The sequence below is a fragment of the Coprococcus comes ATCC 27758 genome (assembly GCF_025149785.1).
GTDB classification, from domain to species: Bacteria; Bacillota; Clostridia; order Lachnospirales; family Lachnospiraceae; genus Allocoprococcus; species Allocoprococcus comes.
Genome location: NZ_CP102277.1, coordinates 3,187,967 through 3,212,873 on the forward strand (window position 1 = coordinate 3,187,967; position 24,907 = coordinate 3,212,873).

At 42.6% G+C, this 24,907-nt stretch carries 13 protein-coding genes and 1 pseudogene; all 14 read right to left on the reverse strand.

Going from position 1 to position 24,907, the window contains the following annotated elements; translation table 11 throughout:
* Nucleotides 1-67: 67 nt before the first annotated feature.
* The 14 genes and pseudogenes from NQ556_RS15570 to NQ556_RS15635 all read right to left on the reverse strand — a co-directional run bounded on the left by NQ556_RS15570 (nt 68) and on the right by NQ556_RS15635 (nt 24,814).
* A complete protein-coding gene (locus NQ556_RS15570; RefSeq protein WP_022220694.1) occupies nt 68-1,507 on the reverse strand; it encodes an MFS transporter in 1,440 nt (479 codons plus the stop codon).
* 98 nt (nt 1,508-1,605) lie between these two features.
* Entirely contained in the window at nt 1,606-3,132 is a 1,527-nt protein-coding gene (locus NQ556_RS15575) for a response regulator (protein WP_195548961.1), read from the reverse strand.
* Nucleotides 3,113-4,804, reverse strand: coding sequence for a sensor histidine kinase (locus NQ556_RS15580; RefSeq protein ID WP_008370994.1), 1,692 nt, complete (start codon nt 4,802-4,804; stop codon nt 3,113-3,115). Before NQ556_RS15580 ends, NQ556_RS15575 begins: the two co-directional genes overlap by 20 nt.
* Nucleotides 4,801-6,024 carry an ABC transporter substrate-binding protein gene (locus NQ556_RS15585; RefSeq protein WP_243000058.1) on the reverse strand — a complete coding sequence of 408 codons (1,224 nt, stop codon included), beginning with the start codon at nt 6,022-6,024 and terminating at the stop codon, nt 4,801-4,803. Before NQ556_RS15585 ends, NQ556_RS15580 begins: the two co-directional genes overlap by 4 nt.
* A gap of 1 nt (nt 6,025) precedes the next feature.
* Nucleotides 6,026-7,915, reverse strand: a complete 1,890-nt coding sequence (locus tag NQ556_RS15590; RefSeq protein ID WP_008370998.1) for a fructose-bisphosphatase class III — start codon at nt 7,913-7,915, stop codon at nt 6,026-6,028.
* A 15-nt stretch (nt 7,916-7,930) separates the two neighbouring features.
* A complete protein-coding gene (locus NQ556_RS15595) occupies nt 7,931-10,444 on the reverse strand; it encodes a hypothetical protein (protein ID WP_204575723.1) in 2,514 nt (837 codons plus the stop codon).
* A gap of 36 nt (nt 10,445-10,480) precedes the next feature.
* Nucleotides 10,481-11,647: pseudogene (locus NQ556_RS15600) on the reverse strand (class I SAM-dependent methyltransferase).
* A 108-nt stretch (nt 11,648-11,755) separates the two neighbouring features.
* Nucleotides 11,756-14,362, reverse strand: coding sequence for a histidine kinase dimerization/phospho-acceptor domain-containing protein (locus NQ556_RS15605; RefSeq protein ID WP_204575725.1), 2,607 nt, complete (start codon nt 14,360-14,362; stop codon nt 11,756-11,758).
* A gap of 8 nt (nt 14,363-14,370) precedes the next feature.
* Nucleotides 14,371-15,069, reverse strand: coding sequence for a response regulator transcription factor (locus tag NQ556_RS15610; protein WP_008371016.1), 699 nt, complete (start codon nt 15,067-15,069; stop codon nt 14,371-14,373).
* A gap of 148 nt (nt 15,070-15,217) precedes the next feature.
* Complete coding sequence (locus NQ556_RS15615) at nt 15,218-20,551, reverse strand: sugar-binding domain-containing protein (RefSeq protein WP_204575727.1); 5,334 nt, start codon at nt 20,549-20,551, stop codon at nt 15,218-15,220.
* Nucleotides 20,552-20,653: 102 nt separating this feature from the next.
* Nucleotides 20,654-20,923, reverse strand: coding sequence for a hypothetical protein (locus NQ556_RS15620; RefSeq protein WP_008371021.1), 270 nt, complete (start codon nt 20,921-20,923; stop codon nt 20,654-20,656).
* A gap of 22 nt (nt 20,924-20,945) precedes the next feature.
* Nucleotides 20,946-22,016: a galactose/methyl galactoside ABC transporter permease MglC gene (locus NQ556_RS15625; protein ID WP_008371023.1), complete on the reverse strand. Its 1,071-nt coding sequence runs from the start codon at nt 22,014-22,016 to the stop codon at nt 20,946-20,948.
* Nucleotides 22,017-22,046: 30 nt separating this feature from the next.
* The gene (locus tag NQ556_RS15630; protein WP_204575729.1) at nt 22,047-23,543 is read right to left on the reverse strand and encodes a sugar ABC transporter ATP-binding protein; all 1,497 of its coding nucleotides are present in this window, start codon (nt 23,541-23,543) and stop codon (nt 22,047-22,049) included.
* Between the two features lie 137 nt (nt 23,544-23,680).
* A complete protein-coding gene (locus NQ556_RS15635; RefSeq protein ID WP_055155997.1) occupies nt 23,681-24,814 on the reverse strand; it encodes a galactose ABC transporter substrate-binding protein in 1,134 nt (377 codons plus the stop codon).
* Nucleotides 24,815-24,907: the final 93 nt, after the last annotated feature.

The window sequence follows — 24,907 nt, forward strand, 5'->3', positions numbered from 1 at the left end:
ATTACAAAAAGGACCGGATGGCGAACTGCCATCCGATCCTTTTACTATTACTATTTATCTTATATTTCTAATTCTGTTTTGCGTTTTTTCTACGTTCATCCAGTTCTTTTCTGACTGTCGGATATACCTTATCGATTCCCATAAATAAATACCAGATGATTAAAACAACGACTGTGATAGCCAGTGGCAGATATAAGAACAGACTCTTAATTGCAAAGATCGCACTGTCCGGCTGAACAGCTGCCGTTCCATTATAATTTCCTGCCGCAAGGATCCATCCAAGTGCTGCTGTCCCAAGACCTGTTCCGATTTTCTGTCCAAAGCTGGTTACACTGTAAGTAAGTCCTTCTTCTCGGATTCCGTCTTTCCATTCACTGTAATCCACTACGTCTCCAACAATTGCGAACAGGCAGGAATACAATGCCGCATGACCAATTCCCTGTAAAACCAGTCCTCCATAAATCATCGGAAGATTGACCGGTCCTGCAATTTCAAGAATAAGTCCTGCTCCATAGAACAGGAAGCCCACAAATAATGCTTTGATCTTTCCAAATTTTTTTGCAAAAATAGGGATCAGCATGATCGTAAGGATCGTTGGGATATAGTTAAATAATGTCATTGTACTGTTGATCATCTCATTGCCAAGTACATATTTTGCATAATAAATTCTTGATCCACCGGTAAGTCCGAGTGATGTATAAATAATTGCAAATGCTAATGTGATCAGAATAAAGTATTTATTGCTGCAAAGAATTTTAATAGTCTTAATCGGGTGTTTTTTCTTCTTTTCAGTCACTTCCGGTTTGATCGGTTTATATCTTTCTTTTGTTCCGGCAAATGTTGTAATAAACATTCCAAGTGCTACGATCGCATAAATAATACTCATGCAGGTCCAGCCCTTCTGGCCGTTTCCAAGGAAATGTACCAGCGGAATCGTAATCACATTGATTACCAGCTGTGCGATCATTGTAAATTCAAACCGGATTGTATTCATTACATTTCGGTCATGCTGCTCGGTTGTTACCAGCGAAAGCATGGTATTGTAAGAAAGATTTGATGCAGTAAAACAAACTGCTGCAAGGAAAATATATACAAGCAGCATATAAATTGCTTTTCCGTTTGCTCCGATATTCGGAACTGTAAAAATCATAATCAGACTGACAACAAGCGGAGGTGCACTCCATAATACCCACGGACGAGCCTTTCCCCATCTGGTATTTGTCTTATCGATAATAACACCCATAAAAAGATCGGATACTCCATCAAACAATCTTGCGATCAGCATCAGGGTTCCGACTACTCCTGCTGCAATTCCTGCCACATCTGTACAGTAAATCGTCAGGAATGAAGCTACCGTTGTCCACACAAGGTTTGCTCCGATATCACCAACTCCGTAACAGACTTTTTCTCTGGTGGAAACCCGCATACCTTCTGCTTCTTTTTTGACTGCTTTACTTTTTGTTTTTTCTTTAATTACTCCGACGGAAATTTTTTCGGCTGCTTCCATCTTACTTCCTCCTCTTCTCAATTTCTGAACCTACTATAGCAAATTCAGATTTTTAAAAAGGAGAAATTTTTTATAAAAAGAGGAATTTTACAAACTGATTATGTATTCATCCTCCGATATTCGTTCGGAAGCATCCCTACTTCCTGTTTAAACACCTTACTCATGTACTTGGGATCCGAAAAACCTGCCATTGAAGCAATCTGATTCAGCTTTAATTCCGTATCCAGAAGTAATTGTTTTACATGTGCGATTTTATATCGCCTTATGATCTCCGTAAAAGAAGAGCCTGTTTCTTTTTTTAACTGTGTACCCAGATACTGTTCGGTAACATGCAGTCTCCTGGCTGTTTCCTCCAGATTAATTCCGTCACTGTAGCATTCTTTAATAATAGAAAGAGCTTTCTGTACCAGAAGCTCTGCCGAAGTCTGTTTTTTTTCATCATTTTCTATGCAGACAAATAATTCCAGCATTGCATCCATGATTTCTTCCCAGAAAACAGCATTTAAAATCGTATGTAATATTTTTTGGACAAGCAGATCTTCATCCCGTAATGTTCCACACTCTTTTGCCGTATTGATCACAGCGTAAGCAAAACGGATACAAACCTCTCTGATTTCCTGCGGGCTGTGGACTTCACGTAATCCTGCCTCCATAAATTGCTGAAAGCACCGGGTAAACGCAGGATAATCCAGATGGATTACCGCACTCCTTGCCTGATTCTCCAGATCTGCCGGATAAGTAAAACGATTTGTCCTCAGTTGCGCGATTTTTTTGCACTTGATCAATACCCGGTTGCCAAGTATTAAATGCCATCCGCATGCTTCGGTCAGCGCATTTTCAATCTCCGCCAGTTCTCCCAACCCTTGACACTCTTTTCCCGCAAATGCCCCATGATCATGGATTCTCATAGAAAAAGCCGGTACTACCGATTGCTTCAAATACTGTATAAAATTTTTTTTTGCTTTCACATCATAAAAACAGATAAAAACAGACTGCCTCTTCTCTCTCCATAACCAGCACATTTTTTTGTCCGGATTATGTTCCCGGAATTCTTCTAAAAAAAGCTCTGCTTCCTTTTGTTCGGAATCATAATACTTTCCCATAAAAAGATACATACAGTAAATTTGTTTTCTGCCGGAGAAACCATATTTCTCCAAAAGCGTCTCCTCTAACCTAGAATCCTCTTCATACTCGCCTTCTAACGCATCTTTTATGACCGTTTCAAGTGAAAGAGAATTTTTCCCTCTCTGTTCTACGAATATCTCTTCCTTGATTTTAGAAAGGGTGTTCTTCAGTTCCGTAAGATTAACCGGCTTTAGCAGATAATTTTCTATTCCGAGTGCAATTGCCTTTTTTGCATAATCAAAGTCAGAGTATGCCGTAAGAATCACAACCTTAGTCATACTTCCTCTTTCTCTTGCTTCTTTTAACATCTGCAGACCGTTCATATCCGGCATCTGGATATCAAGCAGGATCAGATCCGGATCCTGTTCTTCAAGAAGAATTAAACCTTCTCGCCCATTTTCCGCGCTTCCTACCACCTGGTATTCCGGACTGATTTTATTCAAAATATGTACAAGCCCCTCACGAATCGGTCTCTCGTCTTCAATGACTGCTATCCGCATCGTCATTTCCTCCCTGTATCGGAATAAATAAATGTACTTTCACGCCACCCGAAAGAATATTTTCAAAATAAACTGCTGTATCTTCTCCGTAATAGAGTTCCAACCGCTTTCTCACATTGGAAATTCCGAGATGATTCTTTATCTTCGTTCCTTCATTGAGTTCTTTTAATCTGACTTTCTCAATACACTGCCCATTATTTACAATGATCAGATGTAATTGTTCTTCTGCCTTCGCAGCTTCGATGGTAAGCCGGTGTTCGCCCTTACATCCGCGGAAACTGTACTTGATCGCATTTTCCACAAAAGGCTGAAGCAGCATTTTATGAATTTTATAAGTTTCCAATTCCTCCGGTATTTTAAATATCAGCTCGATTTTTTCTCCTAATTTTTCCTGCTGCAGAAGAATATACTTTTCCAGCCATACCTTTTCCGCTTCGATCGTTGTCAGTTCCCCTGCATCATTAATGGCATAACGCAGGATTTCGGCAAGCGCCACTAACATCTCACTGATTTCATACTGCTCATTTTCAATGGCTTTCCAGTTGATGGTATCCAGGATATTATATAGAAAATGAGGATCGATCTGTGCCTCCAACGCTGAGATTTCTGCATTCTTCTGCTCCAATGCAGATTGTTTCACCTGACCGATCAAATGATAGATTCGTTCAGTCATATCATTGAAGCCTTCCGATATCTTCTGTATTTCTATACTGTCATTTTCTTTGATTGCAAGCTTCTCCCTGAAATTATCTTTCTCCAGATTTTTCATCGCATCTACAATCTCATTTACCGATACCATGACCGGTTCTGTAACTTTATAGATCAGAAATACAAAAACAAGCAGCACTGCCACTGCCAGCAGCAGCCAGAATACGATCTGTTCTCTGATTGCTCTCTGATATTCACTCAGCGACTGGCACAATACGATTTTCCAGCCGCTCCGGGTATTTGTAATGGATTTTTGACTGACCCTTTTCGTCTCTAAAATATCTTCCGTCCTGCCCAGTAATTTTTCATTTTCCGCTCCGACGATCCTTCCGTCATCTATCAGATATATTTCCGATCCTTTTCCAACATCCAGCACGGAACTCAGTTCATCTGCATCGACTGACAGAATCACTTCTCCCAGATCTTCACTGATATCCCAGTAATTTACTACCTTACGGCTGATATGAAACATCCTTTCCGGATTTTCATTCTCTTGATCCATCGTATAAGACAGCATCTCTTCTGTCTCCGGAACTGCAACCTTTTCAATCCAGGAACTGTTCACCGAAGAAGAAGAAAGCCTGTCATAAAAGATTCTTTTTCTATCTGCCAATACCAGCTGAATCCCGTCCACACCCTGATTTCTGTTACAGATATGTGAAAATTCACTTCGCATATTATAGGCATCTGTCTCCATAATATCAGCAGATTCTTTCGCGGTAACCGCAAGATTTAAAAAGTCTTCAGCCGTAGTAATATCATACAGAATCGTCTCATACTTATCCAATGTCATATTCAGACACTGATTTGACTTCTGAAGATCTGCCTCTGCCTGATTGTTCATATTATCAAGGGTGCTTTTTTTCAGACGTGCCTGCGATATCACTGTAAAAATAGTGATTGGAATGCATGCCGTAATAATAAATGCAGGAATCAGAATCTGTCTCAGATTTTTCTTTTTCATTTCTCTGCTCCGATTTTCTCTATCTTTTCTGCACTTTTATTCAATATTGTCTGCGGATCCTCTTCCTCCACCAGTATCTGTCTCAGAGTATCGGAAAGAGTCAGGGAAATCCGTGGCCATTCCGGAGAAATCTCACGAATCCCGGCAGCCTTATACATTTTTATAAATGTTCTCTTTTCCGGATCTTCGGCAAATTGTTGTTCCATAATATCCTGACGCGGTGCAAGAAAACCAAATGCATCAATATATTCTTTCATTCGGTCTTTATCTGCCAGAAACTTTAAAAAACGGATTGCATACTCTTTCTTTTCATTCTCCGCTACTGCCAGAATTTCTCCTCCGGCTACCGAAACCGATGTCTCTCCTCCCGGAATCGGTGCAACACCGAATTCCAGATCCGGATTTCCTTCCCTGATACTGTCAATCGCCATAGAGGAATTGAACATGATCCCAATTTTTCCTTTTAGAAACTGATTTGTCAGATCTCCCATGGTAAGAGAAATGCTCTGCAGACTCAGACTTCCTTCTTTTTCCATCTGATCCAGCAGAAGAAATGCTTTTTTACTGTTTTCTTCTGCAATTCTATACACGTCCCCTCCCATTGACCATAAGATCGGCAGAAATTCATACATACTTTCTTCTGTCTGTAAAGCAGTGATCGCAAACCCTTTTACATCTTCATTGCTGATCTTCGCCGCTGTCTCTTGAAATTCTTCCCAGCTTTCCGGAACTTCGCATCCATTTTCTTCCAGGAGTTTTTTATTATAGAACATCCCTGTACAGTTCACACCAAAAGGCTGCCCATAAATTCTTCCATCTATCGTACATGGTTCCAATGCTTTTTCGTTATATTCCTTTAATTCCGGAATAGCATCTGTAAGATCAGCAAACGCTTTCATATGATGTAGAAATTGAAAGTCCGAGGAATCCACTACGGCAATATCCGGCATCTTTTCTTCCGACATCGCCAGGGCAAGCTGTTTTTTAAAATCTTCATCCGGAATATAAGATACTTCTATCTCAATATCCTCCTGCATCTTATTAAACTGCTCTACCAGCTCTTCCAGATGTCTCTGATTATCCGGTATATCCCAGTAATGCCATAATTCAATGGTTTCTTTCTCTTTCGCTTTTGTTTCTTCCTTTTTCCGGCATCCTGCACAGCTGCATAAACTAACTGTCATGACAACACATAAAGCGCATGCAAAAATCTTTTTCACTCTATTCCAACTCCCCTTCACGGTATGCACGGAGCAGCATTTTAAGTGCCTCAATATCCTCCTTGATCTTCTTTCCGCTATCTGTATCCCGCACCATCAAACGTTCTTTTTCGGTCTCGACCAGTTCTGATTTTGACTCGATATCCTTATTTTCCGTAAGTGCCGCATACACACTCAGGAAAGGCTGGTGGGATTTGATCCGGATACCATGGGAATTGAAGATCAGTGTATACCCGGCAATTCCGGTAGTCTTATGGTAGCTCTTGCAGAAACCTCCATCAATGACCATTAATTTTCCATTCGCACGGACCGGATGCTCTCCTTTTGAAGTTCTGACCGGTGTATGCCCATTAATGATATGAGCACGCTCGGAATAAAGACCAAACTCATGCAGAATCATATTGCAGACCTTTTCTTCTTCGTAAAATTTATAATATGGATTTGATTCTTCATACCATGTCGACTCATCCAGCACATAAGTACGCTCAAAGGTTTTCGTATTTCTTCCGGAAAGTGGAGACTTTCTTCCGCACCACAGATACCACATAAAGTCTCTGTCTTTTTCTTTCGCCTCCTTCGACCAGGCTCTTCTGGCAACATGCTCTGCATAGTCCAGATATTCTCTTCCTCGATAGCATCTCTTCCCAAATACAACGCCGTCAAAGTTTCCGCTCTCATCCAGCGGCACACAGCCGTGATACAGAAGATTATCGTTGAAAATCCGGTACATACTTCCTTTTTTATACAGGAAATCTATATGCTGTCGCAGACGGATACTGTTCACAAAAGCCATCTGAAGACCTTCCATTACATTTTCTTCCTCTTCGGTCAGCTGATAGACTTCTTCCACACTTTCAGCTGCAAAACTTACAGTTGGAAATTCTTCCTTCTTGATCTTATATTCTTTTCCGCCAATTTCAACAACCTGACGTTTCACATCCACTTTATGAAGCAGCAATTTATCTTCCATCTTGTAATCCGGATTACGCAGGATCACCTGGCCTTCCAGCTTAAAAAGAAGTACAGAAATTGCTTTCAGTGCCGCTTCCATCGGATCGATCTGCGGGTATATCTTTTCTGCAAATAAGGTCAGATTTCGCAGACTGATCCCATAGCTATTCTCCATGATCTTCATATTATCATATTTCAGATTGTTACGGATAACTGTTGCGATGCAGGCTCTGCTTCCTGCCGCTGCCCCCATCCACAGGATATCATGATTACCCCATTCAATATCAATGGAGTGATAAGTCGTAAGCAAATCCATGATCCGGTCTGCACAAGGACCTCTGTCAAAAATATCTCCGACAATATGTAGATGATCGACTGCCAGCCGTTTAATCAATCCGGCAAGCACCTCGATAAATTCATCTGCATTCTGTAGTTCAAGGAGCGTATTCAGGATATTGCGGTGATACACCAGCTGATTATCATCTTCATCCTTCTGTACATGGATCAGTTCATCCAGAATATAGGCATATTCCTTCGGCATCGCTTTTCTTACTTTTGAGCGGGTGTATTTGGATGAAAATAATCTTGCGATATCGATTAGTTCTCCTAAGATCACACGATACCACTCTTCATTATTTTTTCCTTCCTTTTTTATCATTGCAAGCTTTTCAACTGGATAATAGATCAGCGTACAGATTTCTTCCCGGTCCAGATCTGATAAAGTATCTTCAAACAACAGATCTACTTTTTCCCGGATCACACCGGAGCAGTTATTTAATATATGGCAAAATGCCTCATATTCTCCATGCAGATCACTCATAAAGTGCTCTGTCCCTTTTGGCAGGCTGAGGATTGCTTTAAGGTTAATAATCTCTCGGCAGACCGCCTGCTCAGTTGGGTATTTTTCTGCCAGAAGTTCTAAATATTTCTCGTCTCTCATTTGCGTCCTCCAAATTTATTTTACATAACCAAAAAATACATTTCCGCTGCCGCTTACCATTTGCGCCATCTCTTCGGGCGTAGCCGAATGACGTTCTCCGTCAGCCGGATCAATATAAGCATATTTTTCACTGGTATAGCCGATTACCAGTACTGCATGATCTGCACTTAACATGGCAACGACCGGTGTCTCGTGACTGATGGTATATTGAATTTCTTCCGGTGTACATCCTGTCAGATCAAAACCTTCTCCACCGGTTGCTTCTGTCAGGATTTCTGCCGGCGACTTTCCGTTTTCCAGCTCTGTTGATGCATTTATATCTTCTGCGCCTTCCAGCTTCAGGATCCGGTTCAGGCACGCTACAAGTGTACTCTCACCTTCTCCTGTCCGGAACTCATCCATATTATTTACTTCATAAATATCCGGCGTATTTCCGGACCCCCATACATATTCCTGTGATGAAGAAATGACCACACCTTTTATCTTCTCCGCTTCCTGGATCGCATAAGATGCTTTTTCATACACCCCCTGCAGACTGCCAAGTGCATATACATAATACTGATTCTTTACCTTCGGTTTGTCAAAGCTGACAACCATCGGTTTATCAAACAGTACTTGCTTTGGTTTTAAAATTTTTGCTTTGCTGTCTTTGATCCCATTTTCATAAGTAAGACGAACCAGAGTTCCCCGCAGATCATCATTGTAGGTCTCAACTGTGATATTGCTCTCTTCCTTCTCCTGATTGTTGGTAATATAATCTGCCGTTGTTGAAATATAGGTATTCTCATTTCTGTTCACCCGATTAAGTGTCATCATATTGTCTGCCACATAGCCATCCAGAATGTAAAAATCCTGTACCTCATAGGTCTTGGCTATCTCCTGTTTCTGCGTGATGATATCCACTTTATACATCGGGTACACACTCTGTCCGGATATATTGGTTCCTGCATCGCTTCCACGCAGCATGCCATAGGCAAAATCATTCCGGATAAATCCGATCGGTTTGACATATTCGTCTCCTTCGGATGTAATATCAAAGGATTTGCCCGTCTTCAGATTCAGCACGATAATTTTCTGCGACTCATTGATCTTTCCGCCCTCACTCTGGTAAGCAAGCAGATGTCCGTCTGGTGAAACCTGATACTGCCCTTCCTCCAGATCTTTCACCAGCACCTCTCTGGTGTTGTCCTTCAGATTCACAAGATACAATGTACCATCTATCATTACATAAAGATTTTCATCAGAATTGCTGTAATATACAAATTTACCCAGATCCTCTTTCATCAGATAATATCCGTCTTCGCTAGGGACAAATGCTTTTTCCGTAACGGAATTTTTTTCTGCGTCAAAATAATAGACTGCTACACCTACCTGCCCTTCATGTACACCGCGATTCATATAACCCACTACAGTAAATGTGGTATTGCCTTTTTCATCTACTGAAATCAGGCGGATATCATGCAGGTCGCATAATGTACGCACATCCATGTTTTCCGTATCTGCGAAGCCGAATACCAGTGACATTTCATCCTCTTTTTTATCATAATGCCAGAGCTGGTTATCCTCTATAAATGCTACAATGGTTCCATCTGTATTAGTCTCATACTCCAGGTCCGTCGGCGCAATCCCAACAAGAACACCCTTCTGGTTCAGCGCAGTTGTCTTACCATCAAATCTCTGATTCATCGTGCGATCATAATCAAGCAGATACTGTTGTGCATCTTCCCCGGTGCGGATCCGGAAGAATTCCTTTACACTGTAAAGCCGATCAGCATAATCAGTATCCCCGGTGCACTTTACCTGGTATTTGAGGACAAGTGATGTGTAATTCTCATTGCATTCCTTAATTTCCCAGTATACATTTCCCGATACCTGCGGTGCAAGCGAACCCCATGTCACCTGTGACTGTGTCGATGCAAGTGTGACCTCCTGATAGGTGGAGCTGTCCTCACTGGAATCTGTTTCCAAATAGCTTTCGACCTTATCACCCTGATTTTCGAGTGCCGCATTGTGGAAATCATTTGCGAAATCCAGGCTTTTCTTATAGTTGCAATCTGCCGAATTCTTGATCCTGGTATAAAAATAAATATTCTGATTATCCAGGTACAAGGTTACTTTCAAAATCCTCTCTTCTTTCAGGATCTTCGTATTCTTGAAATTTAAAGTTACTGTATCCTGAACATCTTTAATGGTTCCCTCCTGAATACATTTTTTCCCATTCAGTGTATATACCTGCCAGTAAACCTTCTGGATCTGATTATCATATTTTGCAATGTTCATATCCAGCTGGTTATTTGTGACGGGTGTCAGTGTATCACGCATTGAAGTAAGCGTCATATCGCTTTTATATCCCGGCAGTGAGTTCACTTCATATCCTTCTGTCATAAAGGATATTCTTGGCAGTGTCGCACCTCCCATATCTGCACTCATATCAGTGTTGCCTCTGTTCGTCACATAACTGGATACGATAACTGCAAGAATAAATACAGTAGTCAGTACCCCTGTCTTTATTGCTATCTTTTTAAACATTGTAATTATAGTCCCCTTTATCTTAATCTGCTAAATTTATACTCCTTTTTCTCCCTCTTCATTCTGCTGATCCAATAATCTCCCCAGCATTGGATCGATGTGAAGCATTTCTTCACATGTGCGGATTGCCTCTGTATTTTTTCCTTTATTTCCCGTGTAAATGGCCCGTATCAAAATATTCTTCGGTGTATGCTCCATATCGATAAACTCCAGGATCTGTGTGTCATATCCCTCCCTCTTGAGATATTCTGCACGCATAGCATCCGTGACAAGAGCTGCCATTCGCTCTTTGATCAGTCCGTAAGAAAACAGCGGTGCAAGTGTTTCATTTGCAATCTGACGGTTCACTTCATGCTGACAGCACGGAACCGAAAGAATGACCTTCGCTTTCCAGCCAACTGCTTTTGCAAGTGCAAAATCGGTAGCGGTATCGCAGGCATGCAGCGTCACGACCATATCCACTTCATCAGAACCGGTATAATCTGCAATATTTCCTTCCATAAACTTCAGTTTTCTATAGCCATATTATTTTGCAAGCTGGTTGCATGCATAAATGACATCCGTCTTCAGATCCAGTCCGATGATCCGGATATCATAACCTTTTAACTCATGCAAATAATAGTAAATTGCAAATGTCAGATAGGATTTACCGCATCCAAAATCCAGAATCGTTACTTCCCTGTCCTTCGGGAGCTCCGGAAGAACATCCTCGATAAACTCCAGGAAACGGTTGATCTGGCGGAACTTATCAAACTTTGTCCGCACGATTTCCCCTTCTTTTGTCATAACTCCCAGATCCTGTAAAAATGGAACTGCTTTTCCTTCCTCCAGGATATAATGCTTCTTCCGGTTGTGTGACAGATCAATCTCTTTGAACCTCCCGGTCTGAAGCCGTCTCTGAATCGTCATTTTCCCTTTTTTGCTGACCAGAACCTGATAGCGGAATTTTCTCGTCTCCATCTGCATCTGTTTGAATTCCTGCATGGCATTTTCAATATATCCTGCTGCTTCTTCTTCATTCAGATTGTGGTGAAATACCTGGTTGTTCCGGTGTTCTTCGCACTGGTACAAAATATTGTCTTTATGCTCCACAGGGCGGATCTTAATCTTTACAATTCCGCCTTTTTCACGTGGATTGCTGATTATTGCTGATAAAAATTCTTTATTTAAACTCTTTTTTAAGATATTATTCAATGATTCCATTTTAATTTCCCCTTACATTTTAGGTTATATGTACGAATCCAGTTTTTATTGTAAAGCGAAATAAAATAGAGCGCAAGGGAAATTTCCCTTACGCCCCATATTTACCTGTTACTGTTCGACTTCCTGATAGACATCTTCCGTTTCTTTTGGAACCGGGAAACGGATCAGTACCTTGAACAGATCTCCGTCGAGATATAACTCGAATTTTCCCCCTTGAAGCTTTGTCAGATTCTGTGCAATCGAAAGACCAAGCCCGCTTCCTTCCGTGCTTCTGGATACATCTCCGCGGATAAATCTTTCTGTCAGCTCATCTGCCGAAATATTCAGCGGCTGCTCTGATACATTCTTGATCGTAAGCTGTACTTCCTCACCTGTCTGAACCAGATCCACGTATACACGGCTTCCCTCCATTGCATATTTTGCCGCATTGTTAAATACATTTGCAAGAACTCTCCACATTCGTCTGCCGTCTGCGTAGATTGTTGCCGGTTCGGTCGGAAGATTCATGATCATTTTCAGATTCCTTGCCTCAAATTTTTCTTCAAACTCTGCACTGGTCTGGTTAACCAGCTCAACCAGATTAAGATTCATCATTTCCAGGCTGATATTGCCACTGCTTACCTTGGAAGCTTCTACCACATCCTCGGTAAGTGTCTTCAGACGATATGCTTTTTCTTCCAGAACCTGAAGATAATTCCGGATCTTCGGATCCTCAAAATCCTCTCTCTTTAAAAGGTCCACATAATTAATGATTGATGTAAGCGGCGTTTTGATATCATGGGATACATTTGTGATCAGATCCGTTTTGAGGCGTTCATTTTTTACGCTCTCTTCTACCGCCCGGTCCAGTCCATCTCCGATCTTATTGATGCTGACTGCTGCTTCAAGCTGTCCGCCTTTGAGTCCATTTAACGGAATCTGATAATCAACCTGACCGTCTGCGATTGCTTTTACCCCTTTGATGATCCGCGCTCTTCCGATGGCTCTGCGCATCAGGCAGAAAAATGCCCCCGCCTCTGCCGCAAGCATTACGAACAGCCAGATTCCCGGCTCCCACATGGCGATCGCGATCCAGTGAACTACAACCAGTACTCCAAACAAAATCGCAGCTTTCCAGACCTCCCCCAGATGCCGGATCCCAATCCGGACGTATTTGATGATCAGACATAAAATACTGTTCTTCCACAAGGTCTTTGCCTTGATCCTTCTTACCATTCCAAGCCAGAAAGTAAGTCCTGTCATGCAAACGCTTACCGCAACAATCCCTGCAAAAATCAGTACCGATGTGCCATTTAAACCATCTCCGCTAAACCAGACTCCGTTCAGCAGACTGTAACTTAAACTGATTTCCCCGTAAATACATATCACCATAACTGCAACCGACAAAAGAATAAAGATTTCTGTCTTCATTTTATCGACCCGATTTAACACAATGCCTTCTTCCCGGTTTGATCTGCCTGCAACAATTGTCAGCCATGCCAGAATTACAAGCATTGCAAATCCGGTTGCAATCGCAATCCAGAAAGTAAATCTTACCTGCGGTGCATACTCCTGATAAATCTTGCTCTCCTGATAAAAGTCATCCTGGATTGGATAGGAAGTATCTACCGCGAACACGCATTCGTAATTATCCATCCACATATTGCCACCGATCAGTGATTTCCACTGTGATCCGTCCATATCAATATCACTCTGGTACTCAGTAAGCTTTGGTGTGGCAACCGCATATACTCCCAGCTTTTTCATACTTTCCAGATTCTTTTCCCATTCATCAAATCTCTGATATGCTAGACGGTTGGTATAAACTTTTTTATTGTCCAGATCTACAATCATATATGCAAGATTGGTATTACCTTCTTTATATTCTTCCGTTACATACTGCCACGTCAAAAATTCATCCCGTACACTGTCCACAGTATTTCCAAGCATGGACATCGCATCACTTAACTTGCCGTTCCATCTGGAATCCTTGTTCACAACTTCCAGAAGATTCTTCGCGCCCACCGGTGCACAGTTTTCGGAAACTTTTTCTCCGTCATACCGCCAGCACTTTGTGTAGACCTGGCGATTTTCACTGTCCAGAATATTGCGGTAAATACTTGCGGAGTTCTCGATCCAGTCATTGATCAGAGAATCGATCACTTCTCCGGTGCTTTCCAGTGAATATTCATCTTTTGCCTCATCCATATTACCAAACTGAAGGTTCCCGTTTTTAAATTCTCGACGAAATTCTTTTTCATAGTAATAATGGTAGGTTCCGTCATCCTTCTGGCAGACGATGATCTCATCATCATTGTCTCCATCTGCCATCTTGGTCCCGTCTGCGTAGTACATCTCCTGATCGTTTTCCCAGTAATTCACAAGATCACCAAGACGGTATGCAAGCCCATTTACATTTTCATTTGAAATCGTACGATCTGAATCATATTCTTTCAGATCTACAATTCTGTTTTCATCATATTTTCCTTCTGTTTCAAAATTGCTGTCGTATCCTTCCGCAGCCGTAATATCATTTGCAGCACTCATTAGCTTGTCGGTAAACCCTTTTGACTGATCATACTTCTTATGTGGCTTTTCAAACAGGATTCCTGCCAGATTATCGCCCGGATAACTGAATGTAAAAACCAGACATGTGATCATCACCACCGCTAAAATATGCTCCAGTACGATCAGGATTCCTTTACATGGTGCGCTTTGATACCATTTGTTATTCATAAGACCTCCTAACCGATCTTCTCTACCTTATATCCGACACCCCATACTACCTTCAGGTAACGTGGCTCTTTCGGATTGATTTCGATTTTCTCCCGAATATGGCGGATATGTACGGCAACGGTATTGTCCGCTCCGATTGCTTCTTCATTCCAGATATTTTCGTAAATCTGATTGATAGAGAACACCTTTCCCTGATTTTTAACGAGTAACAGTAATATATTGTATTCAATCGGTGTCAGCTTCACTTTTTCGCCGTCCACAGTCACTTCTTTCAGATCATCCCTGATCACAAGTCCCCCGGTCCGGAACTCACTCTGGTTGTCAGATCTCGCCGTACTTCCAAGCTGGGTGTAACGTCTGAGCTGGGATTTTACCCTTGCTACCAGCTCCAACGGATTGAACGGTTTGGTCATGTAATCATCTGCACCGATATTCAGTCCTAAAATCTTGTCCGCATCCTCTGATTTGGCGGATAAAATAATAATCGGGAGGCTCATGTTTTCCCGGATCTTGAGTGTCGCCCGGATTCCGTCCAGCCGCGGCATCATCACATCCATGATCAGAAGATCAACTTCATTTCTTTTCAATACCTTGATCGCTTCGTCGCCATCATACGCCTTCAGGACTTCGTATCCTTCCTGCGTCAGGTAAATATCTATTGCTTCTACAATGTCTTTATCATCATCACATACTAATATTTTCGCCATCTTTTTCACCTCCTCTATACTATACAAGATTAGCAGAGATTTTTTAAGAGATAGGGCGGGATTTTCTTAAGAATTTTTTGAGATTTGAAAATAAATACTCCCGGCAAATTTTACCTTGCCGGGAGTCCTTTAAATGTCTTCTATATTTTTAAAGACGTTTCTTTTTTCTGATTATTAAAACAGTGGCGATTGCCAGAATTGCTGCTGTCATTCCGATTAATGGGAATACCAGATTATTTCTGTCTCCTGTCTGCACTTTTCCTGAATTCTTATTGGAAGAATTGCTGTTGTTATTGTTGTTATTATTTATGATGTTATTTACTGTATTATTACCACCACTGCTTCCGTTATTGGAATTTGATCCGCTTCCACTGCCTGTTCCACCATTGTTCTCACTGCCGGATCCATTTCCTGGTTTTGGATCTTCTGGGTTTGGTTTCTCTGGATTTGGTTTTTCCGGTGTCGGATTCTCCGGATCCGGCTTTTCAGGTCCTGGTTTTTCCGGCGATTCTACCCCGATAAACACAACTGCTGATTTTCCGCCATAAGCCACGGTAATTTCTTTTACTTCTTCTGTAAGTGCAGTATCCAGACCTGGTTCAAAACCAAACAGTCCTGCGGTTTCTTCGCTATATACCAGTTCTTCCTCTGAATCATCATCGTATACCAATTTCAGCGAAAGACCGGTCGGATCGAAGGTTTCTCCTGATTTGTAAACTGTCTTTCCGGGCTGACTCTGAATATACACAGCACTTAACTCCGGAGCTTTCTTTACAATTTCAAATGTACGCTCTACAACTCCACGGTAATTTACAATTCCGGTAACAATCACCTTACCTGTTCCAAAAGCTGTATTATTTTCATAGGACAGTAGATAATCCACTCCGTATCTCAGAGTCTCTTCTGCGCCGTTTACCGTTCTCTTGACTTCCACCTGTGGATATACCGGATTCTGTTCATCTGCTTTCGCAACCTCTGTTTGTTCCGGAACTGACACTGTGATCTGGCTGTCTTCTGCCGAAATATCTACACGCTTGTCCTCCTCACGGACACGAAGCTCTGCAACTGCCATGTGTGCATCATTTCCAGATTCCGCATAGGTATGGATTCCCACCAGTCTCACATATTTTGCTTCTACCGGTTCGTCAAATTCTGCTATTTTCCATTCAAGCGTCCTGTCCCAGGTACCGCCTGCAATATCGGTCCATTCATCTTCCTGATTCAGTTTGTACTGTACTTTATACTCACTGACAAATCCATTCATATTGCCACCACGCGGATAATAGCGAAATGCATCCAGAACTGCCGGTTCTTCCAGTTCCAGTCCGATCCAGCGTTTTTCTACATCCTGTGCTTCATTTGTACGCCAGTTTGTATGCCAGTGCGTTCCTTCATCTTCATCCAGAACGTGCTCTGCCGGTCCTTCTGTTCCACTGCCATTATACTCACTTTCTGCAAATGCAGTGAGCCTTCCAATCGGATAATCTCTGTCACCGGATTCTGGTGTCTCTTCTGTCTCTTCTCCAAGACGGATTTCAAATACATTTCTTGTATTGTGATCTTCTGACTCAACAATGATCTTCTTGATATTGTTGAAAGTCGGAAGAATAGTCACTGACGCATTATCGGCTGCTTTTGCCTCTACCTCTGCAAAAATAGCAGGTGTAGAATAGCTTCCCTGTGCCAGTGCACTTTCCGGTACCGGATTGCCATTTATAATGACTTCTTCCAGCTTCGCTGTCGTATTCGATACGAAGCTTCCCTGTGCCACCTTCAACTCGATCTCAGTAAGTGCAGTACAAGGTTTCCATCTGGTTCCTGTCGGTGCACTTGCGTTCGTAAGCTTGAATTTGATAAAAGTCGCTGTCGTCGGTGTGAAATCATACGTATATGGTTTTACCCGTCCACTTTCTTCCCCGATCGTCTCCGTTACTGCAAGCTTGTTCCAGTTGGTTCCATCCTCTGAAACCAGAATCTCTGTTGTTCCTGCATCCGGATAACGCATACTTCCGCTGTCCTTTGCAAAATGCATCACAATCTGTCCAAGTCTCTGCTGGGTTGCATACTCAAATGTGATCTCTGCTTTACTATTACCATTCTGGGAACTCTGCCAGTTGCTCCATGCAGTCGGGTTTGCTCCTCCACTTGTGTTATCACTGATTGTTGTTGATCCGTCCACAATTGCAGAAAGTGTATCTGACTGTTCGCCTTCCGGAATGCTCTGTGTCAGATTCATTACCTTTCCGGACACGCTGCTTCCAACTGTGATCTGCTCTGTCTGTACACGGATTGTTGCACTTACCGGAATTTCATCACCGAGTACATCTGCTGTCCCATTTACCGTAACAGTTCCTTCTTCTGCAAACTGATCAGCCGATATGTCATCCCAGTTTACTCCAAATGAAGCGGTCAGAATGGTTCCGTCTGTAAGAACCGCCGGCCTGGATTCCGGAAGAATCGGTACCGTTCCAACTGGTGTTGAGGTTGAGTAATTCAGAAGTCCTCCAACTTCATCAATAACATTTACATTGACTGTTACCTGATGTCCTTCAATCTGCCCCTGCACATTAAAGTTTCCTGACTGCTGTACCATCTCCTCTCCGATCGCATCCCATGTCACTGCTTTGCTTTCTTTGCTTCCATCGGTATAACGAGTTTCAATCGTTGTCGGAAGTACCGGGATATTTCCAGTCTTGACATAATAGGTCTTTGACATCCAGAAACTGTCGATCTCTTTTTCTTCTGGTGTGCCATCTGATACAGAATAAGTTGTGACGGTTGCTGCTGCACTTTCCAGTCCATCTGCCGTAGCTGTCACAGTAAATGAACCACCAGTTTTCGTGGACTGCACGATTGCCAGAACTTTTCCACTGAATGCTTTTCTGTTATCTGCAAGATAAGAATCGTGATCCGGAGAGCTTCCGTTATCTACACCAACCAGAACTCCATCACCTTCTACGTTAAATGTAACGCGGTTTTCTGCATCCGGAACAATATTTCCATTCTGGTCTGTCACATCAACTGTCACATAAGATAAATCTTTTCCATCCGCAGCAATCTCGGTTCTGTCTGCTGACATCTGCAATTTTGCAGCTTCGCCAGTCGTTGTCACGCTGGAACGTCCGTCTGTATTTTCAATGATATTTCCATCTGCGTCATATGCAACGGCCTCCAGTGTTCCATCCGCATACGGAACCTTCCAGGTAAGATAAAGATTCTTATGCTCGGTTCCGTTCTTATCTTCTCCCTCGTAAATCTGATAGGTATAACCTGCAGCTGTTGTTTTCTGTGTAAATGCTTTCTTTCCAAGAGACTGTCTTTCTCCACCTGCCGGCGTAAAGAACAACTCGACCGATGCTGCATCCGAATATACAACTACCGGAACCTTTCCACTGTTGTCTTTATAGACTACATTTTCATTCCATGCCGGAAGTACATGTAAGGTGTGCACCTGATCATTCCACTGGCTCTGATAGAAGTAATAGCTGTCTTTCGCAAAGCCTGCGGTATCCACAATACCAAAGTAAGAGCTCTTCGGTGCCGGCCAGCTTCCTACTGATCCTGCTCCGGTTCCATTCCAAGGTGTCGGCTCACCGATATAATCAAATCCGGTCCAGACATATTCTCCTGCAAGGTAATCTCTTGTAATCGTTGTATACCATGCATCACTTGCTACACTGCCCCAGCCTACAGCAGAATTATCATAGGATGTAAGCTGCTTGTCGGAAGTCTGGCTTCCACCGTTGATCCGATTATAGATTCCACGGCTGTTGATCGCAGAAGCAGTCTCAGAACCGTACATCAGCCATTCTGGATGCAATTTATGCCAGTTGTCATACTGCCAGCCTGCGCAATAGTTAAATCCAACGGTTCCACCTGCTGCATTTAATGTATTGCCAATACTTTCTGCTTCACTCCAGTTGGCTTTCAGCTTGTTATCTCCGGTTGTCATCGGTCTTGTTGTATCCAGCTCTTTTACCCAGTTCACCAATTGCTGGGCAGTTGCCGGATAATTGGAAACGCCACCGCTGATTCCTTCCATAACCTCATTTCCAAGAGACCACATAATGATTGATGGTGCATTGTATCCTCTCTTCACCATTGCTGTCAGATCAAACTGTGCCCAGGTCATACCGTCCCCTGCACCTAAAATCTGATTGTCCCCGTCGATTGTCTGATTGAACCATTTTGCATAGTCATTACTGTTTCCATTTTTTGCATAAAGCCAGGTATCGAAAGCTTCATCGATCACCAACATCCCCTGCTCATTGCATGCTTGGATCAGCTCATCAGCTGCAGGGTTATGTGTCACTCGAATCGTGTTACACCCCATCTGCTTCAGGATCTCAATCTGTCTTGCAATTGCGCGGGCATTTGCCTTTGCACCAAGTGCTCCCTGATCATGATGCATACATACACCTTTTAGTTTTGTATTCTGTCCGTTCAGCGAAAATCCTGTATTGTTATCAAAATCAAAATACCGGAAACCATATTCTGTATCGTAAACATCTACTGTATTTTCTCCAAGCTTTACTTCTGTTCTTACAGTATAAAGTGTCGGACTGTCCACACTCCAGAGCGCCGGACTTTGTGCCTCAAGTGTTATTTCGATTTCATCACTTTCTCCGGATGCAACAGTTTTAGCTTCGGTTGTCACTGTTCCGATTGCTGCACTTTCATCTTTGCCTTTTGGAAATACCGTGTGCGTCAAGGTTACAGCCTGTTCATCTTCAGAATCATTCACAACCTGTGTGCGGACATCCATATTGACAGTTCCACCCTGTTCTGCTTTCAGGTTCTCAGTCGTAATCTGCGTCCCCTCAAGATCCACATGAACCTTTTCTGTCATGGTCAGATTTACACTTCTGTAAATACCACTTCCGGAATACCATCTGCTTGAAGGCGTCTTGTTCTCCACCTTTACTGCAATTGTATTTTCCTCACCATATTTCACATAGTCTGTTATGTCAAATGAAAATGGTGTATATCCGTATGGATGTGTTCCAAGCTTTTCTCCATTTACCCATACAGATGCATTCATATAAACACCGCTAAAATCAACACGGATCTCTTTTCCTTCCGCAGCTTTATCTATGGTAAAACTTTTCCGGTACCATCCTGTTCCCCCTGGAAGATATCCACTTTCTGCTTCCATAGATTTTGAATAATCCTGTTCAATGCTGTAGTCATGCGGAAGCGAAACCTGGCGCCATTTCGAGTCGTCGAAATTTGCTGTCTGTGCATTTTCCACATCTCCCAGATTGAATTTCCAATTACTGTCAAAATTGATCGTTCTCTGATCCGTCGATTTCCCGTAATTGCTTACGTAAACCGCTTCCGGATCTGAACTCATCTGTGTCTGTGAATTGGATCTTACTTTCACCTCTTCACCTGCCGCCACAGGCAATGTCATTCCCTGTACCGTGAGCAATGCCGCAAGGCAGGCAGCCCCGGCACGGACATACCTTTTTCTTGTTTTCATCTTTTCCTCCAATGTTTTTATTCCTCTTTATAGACACAAAAAGACAGGGGGGTGCTATTACTCTCCTGTCTTTTTGTTTTGAGGTCTTGTCCTCGTTATGAGCTATTCCTCATTACGATCTTTATCTGTACTCTGATTCTTTTTCATGTTTTTGTAGACATTTATAGTTCCAAACCCGATCAAACCAACACCAACTATCAGAAACAGAATCGTCGCCACGATCATAACAAGCTGCTCATTACCATGACTTGTGGAAATCGCCCTGAACATCTGGTATGCCAGTGTCAGCAGATAAAACCCGGCCATTGCATAAATCGCCAGTCTTGCATTTTTCTTCCATCCGTCATTCTCCGGCATCTTATTCTCGTCCATAACATTTCCCAGCCTTTTCTTTTTATTTTCTTACCAGATATTTTCTCATATCAATTGCACATGCGATCAGAATAATCAGACCTTTGATCACATACTGCATATTCTGACTTACTGCCAGGAACTGCAGTGCAACGAAGATGATTCTCAGAATGAACACCCCTAAAACAACGCCGCTGATCTTACCGGTACCACCTACAAAAGATACACCACCGATTACACAGGCAGCAATCGCATCACACTCGTAGTTCAGACCTGTATTTGCCTGGTTGGAACCGATACGTGCAGATTCGATGAATCCAGTGATACCATACATGCATCCTGCAAGTGTATGTACCAGAATGGTTGTTCTCATAACATTTACACCAGATACATTGGCAGCTTCCGGGTTGGAACCAACTGCGAACATATTCTTTCCAAATGTTGTCTTATTCCACATGAACCACATGAATACAACTACGACACAAGCGTACCATACATAGTTCGGTATCGGAACGCCACGGATCTTTAAGAAACTTCCTGTTACAAAATTCTTAAAGGATTTGTCCAGTCCGGAAAGTGGCTGTCCGTTGTTACCGTTCAGCATAATGTACATCAGAAGAATTCCGTATACGATCAGCTGTGTTGCCAGTGTTACAATGAATGGATGTAAGTGGAATTTCGCTACGAAGAATCCATTTACCCATCCAACAATACCTCCGACTACGATTACGATCAGAATAACCAGTGGTATCGGAAGAACCGGAAGATCCGGGAAAATTTTGGTTGCATAAGTTACTGACTGCAAAAGTGATGCAGAAATACATGCTGTAAGACCTACAACACGTCCGGCTGAAAGGTCTGTACCGGTAAGTACGATCGTTCCTGCAATACCACACGCGATCGGAATGTTCGCTGCAGACAGCGAGATAATGTTAACAATAGATGCCACGCTCAGGAATCTGCTGTTCTGTGTGTAAGTGTAAATAACTGCGATAATGATCAGAAGATAAATCGCATTATTGATAAGTCCTTCTTTCCACGCTTTTACCTTGTCTGCGGAATCCAGTGCTTTGTATTCTGCATAGCGTGATTTTATATTTGCAAATGCTTTCATCTGGGAAGCCTCCTTCTTTTTGTTTGAAAATTACACATACTTTGCTGCGTAAGTCATGATCAGTTCCTGTGTCGCCTCTTCTGCGTCAATCTCTCCGGCAAGTCTTCCACCGGACATAACCATGATACGGTCACAGATTCCGAGAAGCTCCGGCATTTCTGAAGAAACTACGATAACTACTTTGCCGCGGTTCGCAAGATCGATGATGAGCTGATAGATCTCATACTTTGCACCGACATCGATTCCTCTTGTCGGCTCATCCAGAAGCAGTACTTCCGGATCGGTAAGAAGCCATCTTCCAAGGATAACCTTCTGCTGGTTTCCACCGGAAAGTGCACGGATCTTTGTCTCCTGCGACGGTGTCTTTGTCCGCAGCGCATCAATATATTTCTGCGTATCTTCTTTCATGGATTTTTCACTCAGATAAAATCCTTTTTTGTGTCTCTTTAAGCTGGAGATAACGGTATTTTCACGAATGTTCAGGATGCCGAAGATACCGGTTGCTCTTCTCTCTTCTGTCAGAAGTGCAAATCCGTTCTTGATCGAATCCTGTGCATTCTTATTGCTGACTTGTTTTCCGTCAAGTTTTATCGTTCCTGATTTCCTGGTTGCAATTCCAAAAATTGTCTCCAGAGTTTCTGTACGCCCACTTCCGTCAAGTCCGGCAATTCCAAGAATTTCTCCTTTTCTTGCTTTGAAGGAAACATCATTCAGGATCGAATACATTCCGGAAAGGTGTTCCACTTCAAGCGCTACATCGCCCGGTTTATTTGTCTTTGGCGGGAACTGATTGGTAAGCTCACGTCCAACCATCAGGCGGATGATATCATCCATCTCCAGATCATCTGCTTTCTCGGTTGCTACCCAGGTTCCGTCACGCATGATCGTGATCTCATCTGAAATCCGTTTGATCTCTGCCATTTTATGTGAAATGTAAATGATTCCGCATCCTCTCTTTTTCAGCATCTCAATGATATCAAACAGATGCTCTACTTCCTGCTCTGTAAGAGAAGAAGTCGGCTCATCAAATACGATGACTTTTGCATTCACAGATACTGCTTTTGCAATCTCTACCATCTGTCTCTGTGATACCGGCATCGTACTCATGATCCTTTTTGGATCTACATCAATTTTCAATTCTTCAAATACTTTTTTTGTGTCGTCATAGATTTTTTTCTCATTTACCATGACGCCGCCCTCTTTCGGGTAACGTCCGAGCCAGAGATTATCCATGACGTTTCTTTTGAGCGCCTGGTTCAGTTCCTGGTGAACCATTGCAACTCCATTTTCAAGAGCTTCTTTCGAATTCTTGAAATTAATCTCTTTTCCCTCCAGCTCAATCTTGCCACTGTCTTTGTCATAAATTCCGAAAAGGCATTTCATCAGTGTTGACTTTCCGGCTCCATTTTCACCCATCAGTGCATGGACAGTGCCTGCTTTAACTGTCAGGGACACATGATCTAATGCTTTTACGCCCGGAAATTCTTTACAGATATCCGTCATCTGCAGTAAAACATCCTGTTTCATAGCTGTCCTCCTGTCTCTCATCTTCTAATCTCGCATACCTTTCGAACCTGCCGCTATGCAGTTCCATCCGGCTGCGTCACAACTTTAGAAAAGGTGGCTGGCCAACCACCTGGCCGCCACCTTTATTTTTTACATTTTTATTTTCCTGAGTATTCCTGGTAAGGAATGAAGATCTTGTTGCTTACTTTTTCGGAAATATTGTAAGAATCTGTTCCATCCATCAGATCTTTTCCACCTGCTGCATTCTTAGCAAGGTCTGCGATACAAGCTGCCATACCATCTGCATCCTGTTTAACAGTTGCTGTCATCTTGCCATCAGCGATCAGCTGTTTTGCTGCGTCTGTAGCATCAACACCAAATACCGGGATCATCTTGCAGTCTTTGCCTGTTCCAAGGTTGTATCCCTTATCATTCAGAGCTGAGACTGCACCCTCCGCCATACCGTCATTGTTGCAGATAACAAGTTCGATCATGTTATTGCTTCCTTCGTTGTACTGGGAAAGGTTGGTTGTCATATAGTTGTTAGCTGCTGTTGCACTCCAGTTACCATCCTGGTCAACCTGATATTTGTCACTGTTAGAAGCGTCAAAGTATTCCAGTGCCGGTTTGCCGGCGTCTGTGATGATCTTATCTGCATCTTCTACAGCAAACTGTGTACGGTAAATAGCTTCTGCATTTCCGAGCTGTCCCATGAACATTGCGTAAGAGATCTTTCCATCTCCGTTGAGATCCATTTCATCAAAATGTTCTACTACATAGTTACCGATCATTTCGCCCTGCATATGTCCTGCTTCCGGAGCGTCTGTTCCTACGAATGCACACTTGTCATAGCTTCCAAGTACATCGCCTTCTGTCTTGTCATCTTCGATCGCACGGTTAAAGAAAATAACCGGGATTCCTGCTGCTTCTGCTTTTTCAACGATCTGAGAAGAAGCATCTACAGAACCAGATGTAACGATGTTGACGATCAGTGCTGTAGCACCTGTCTGGATCGCTGTATCAATCTGTTCGTTCTGTGTTGTCTGGTTGCTGTTTCCATCATAGTCCTGATATTCAACACCCATCTCGTCAAGTTTTGCATCGAGTGCTGTACGGACAGATGCGATATAAGTATCAGAATAGGTATAGTAGAATACTGCGATATTAGCGTCTGATGATTTCTTATCACTGCTTCCACCATCACTGTCACTCTTACCGGAGCCCCCGCATCCTGCAAGCATTCCAAGTGCCATCACACCTGCGAGCATCGCTGCTACAATTCTTCTTTTCATAATTTCGTTCCTCCTTGTATAACGTTTACTTGATGATACGAGTATAACAAGAAGGGAATAAAACACCCATGTGAAAAACTACGAGGAGTTTGT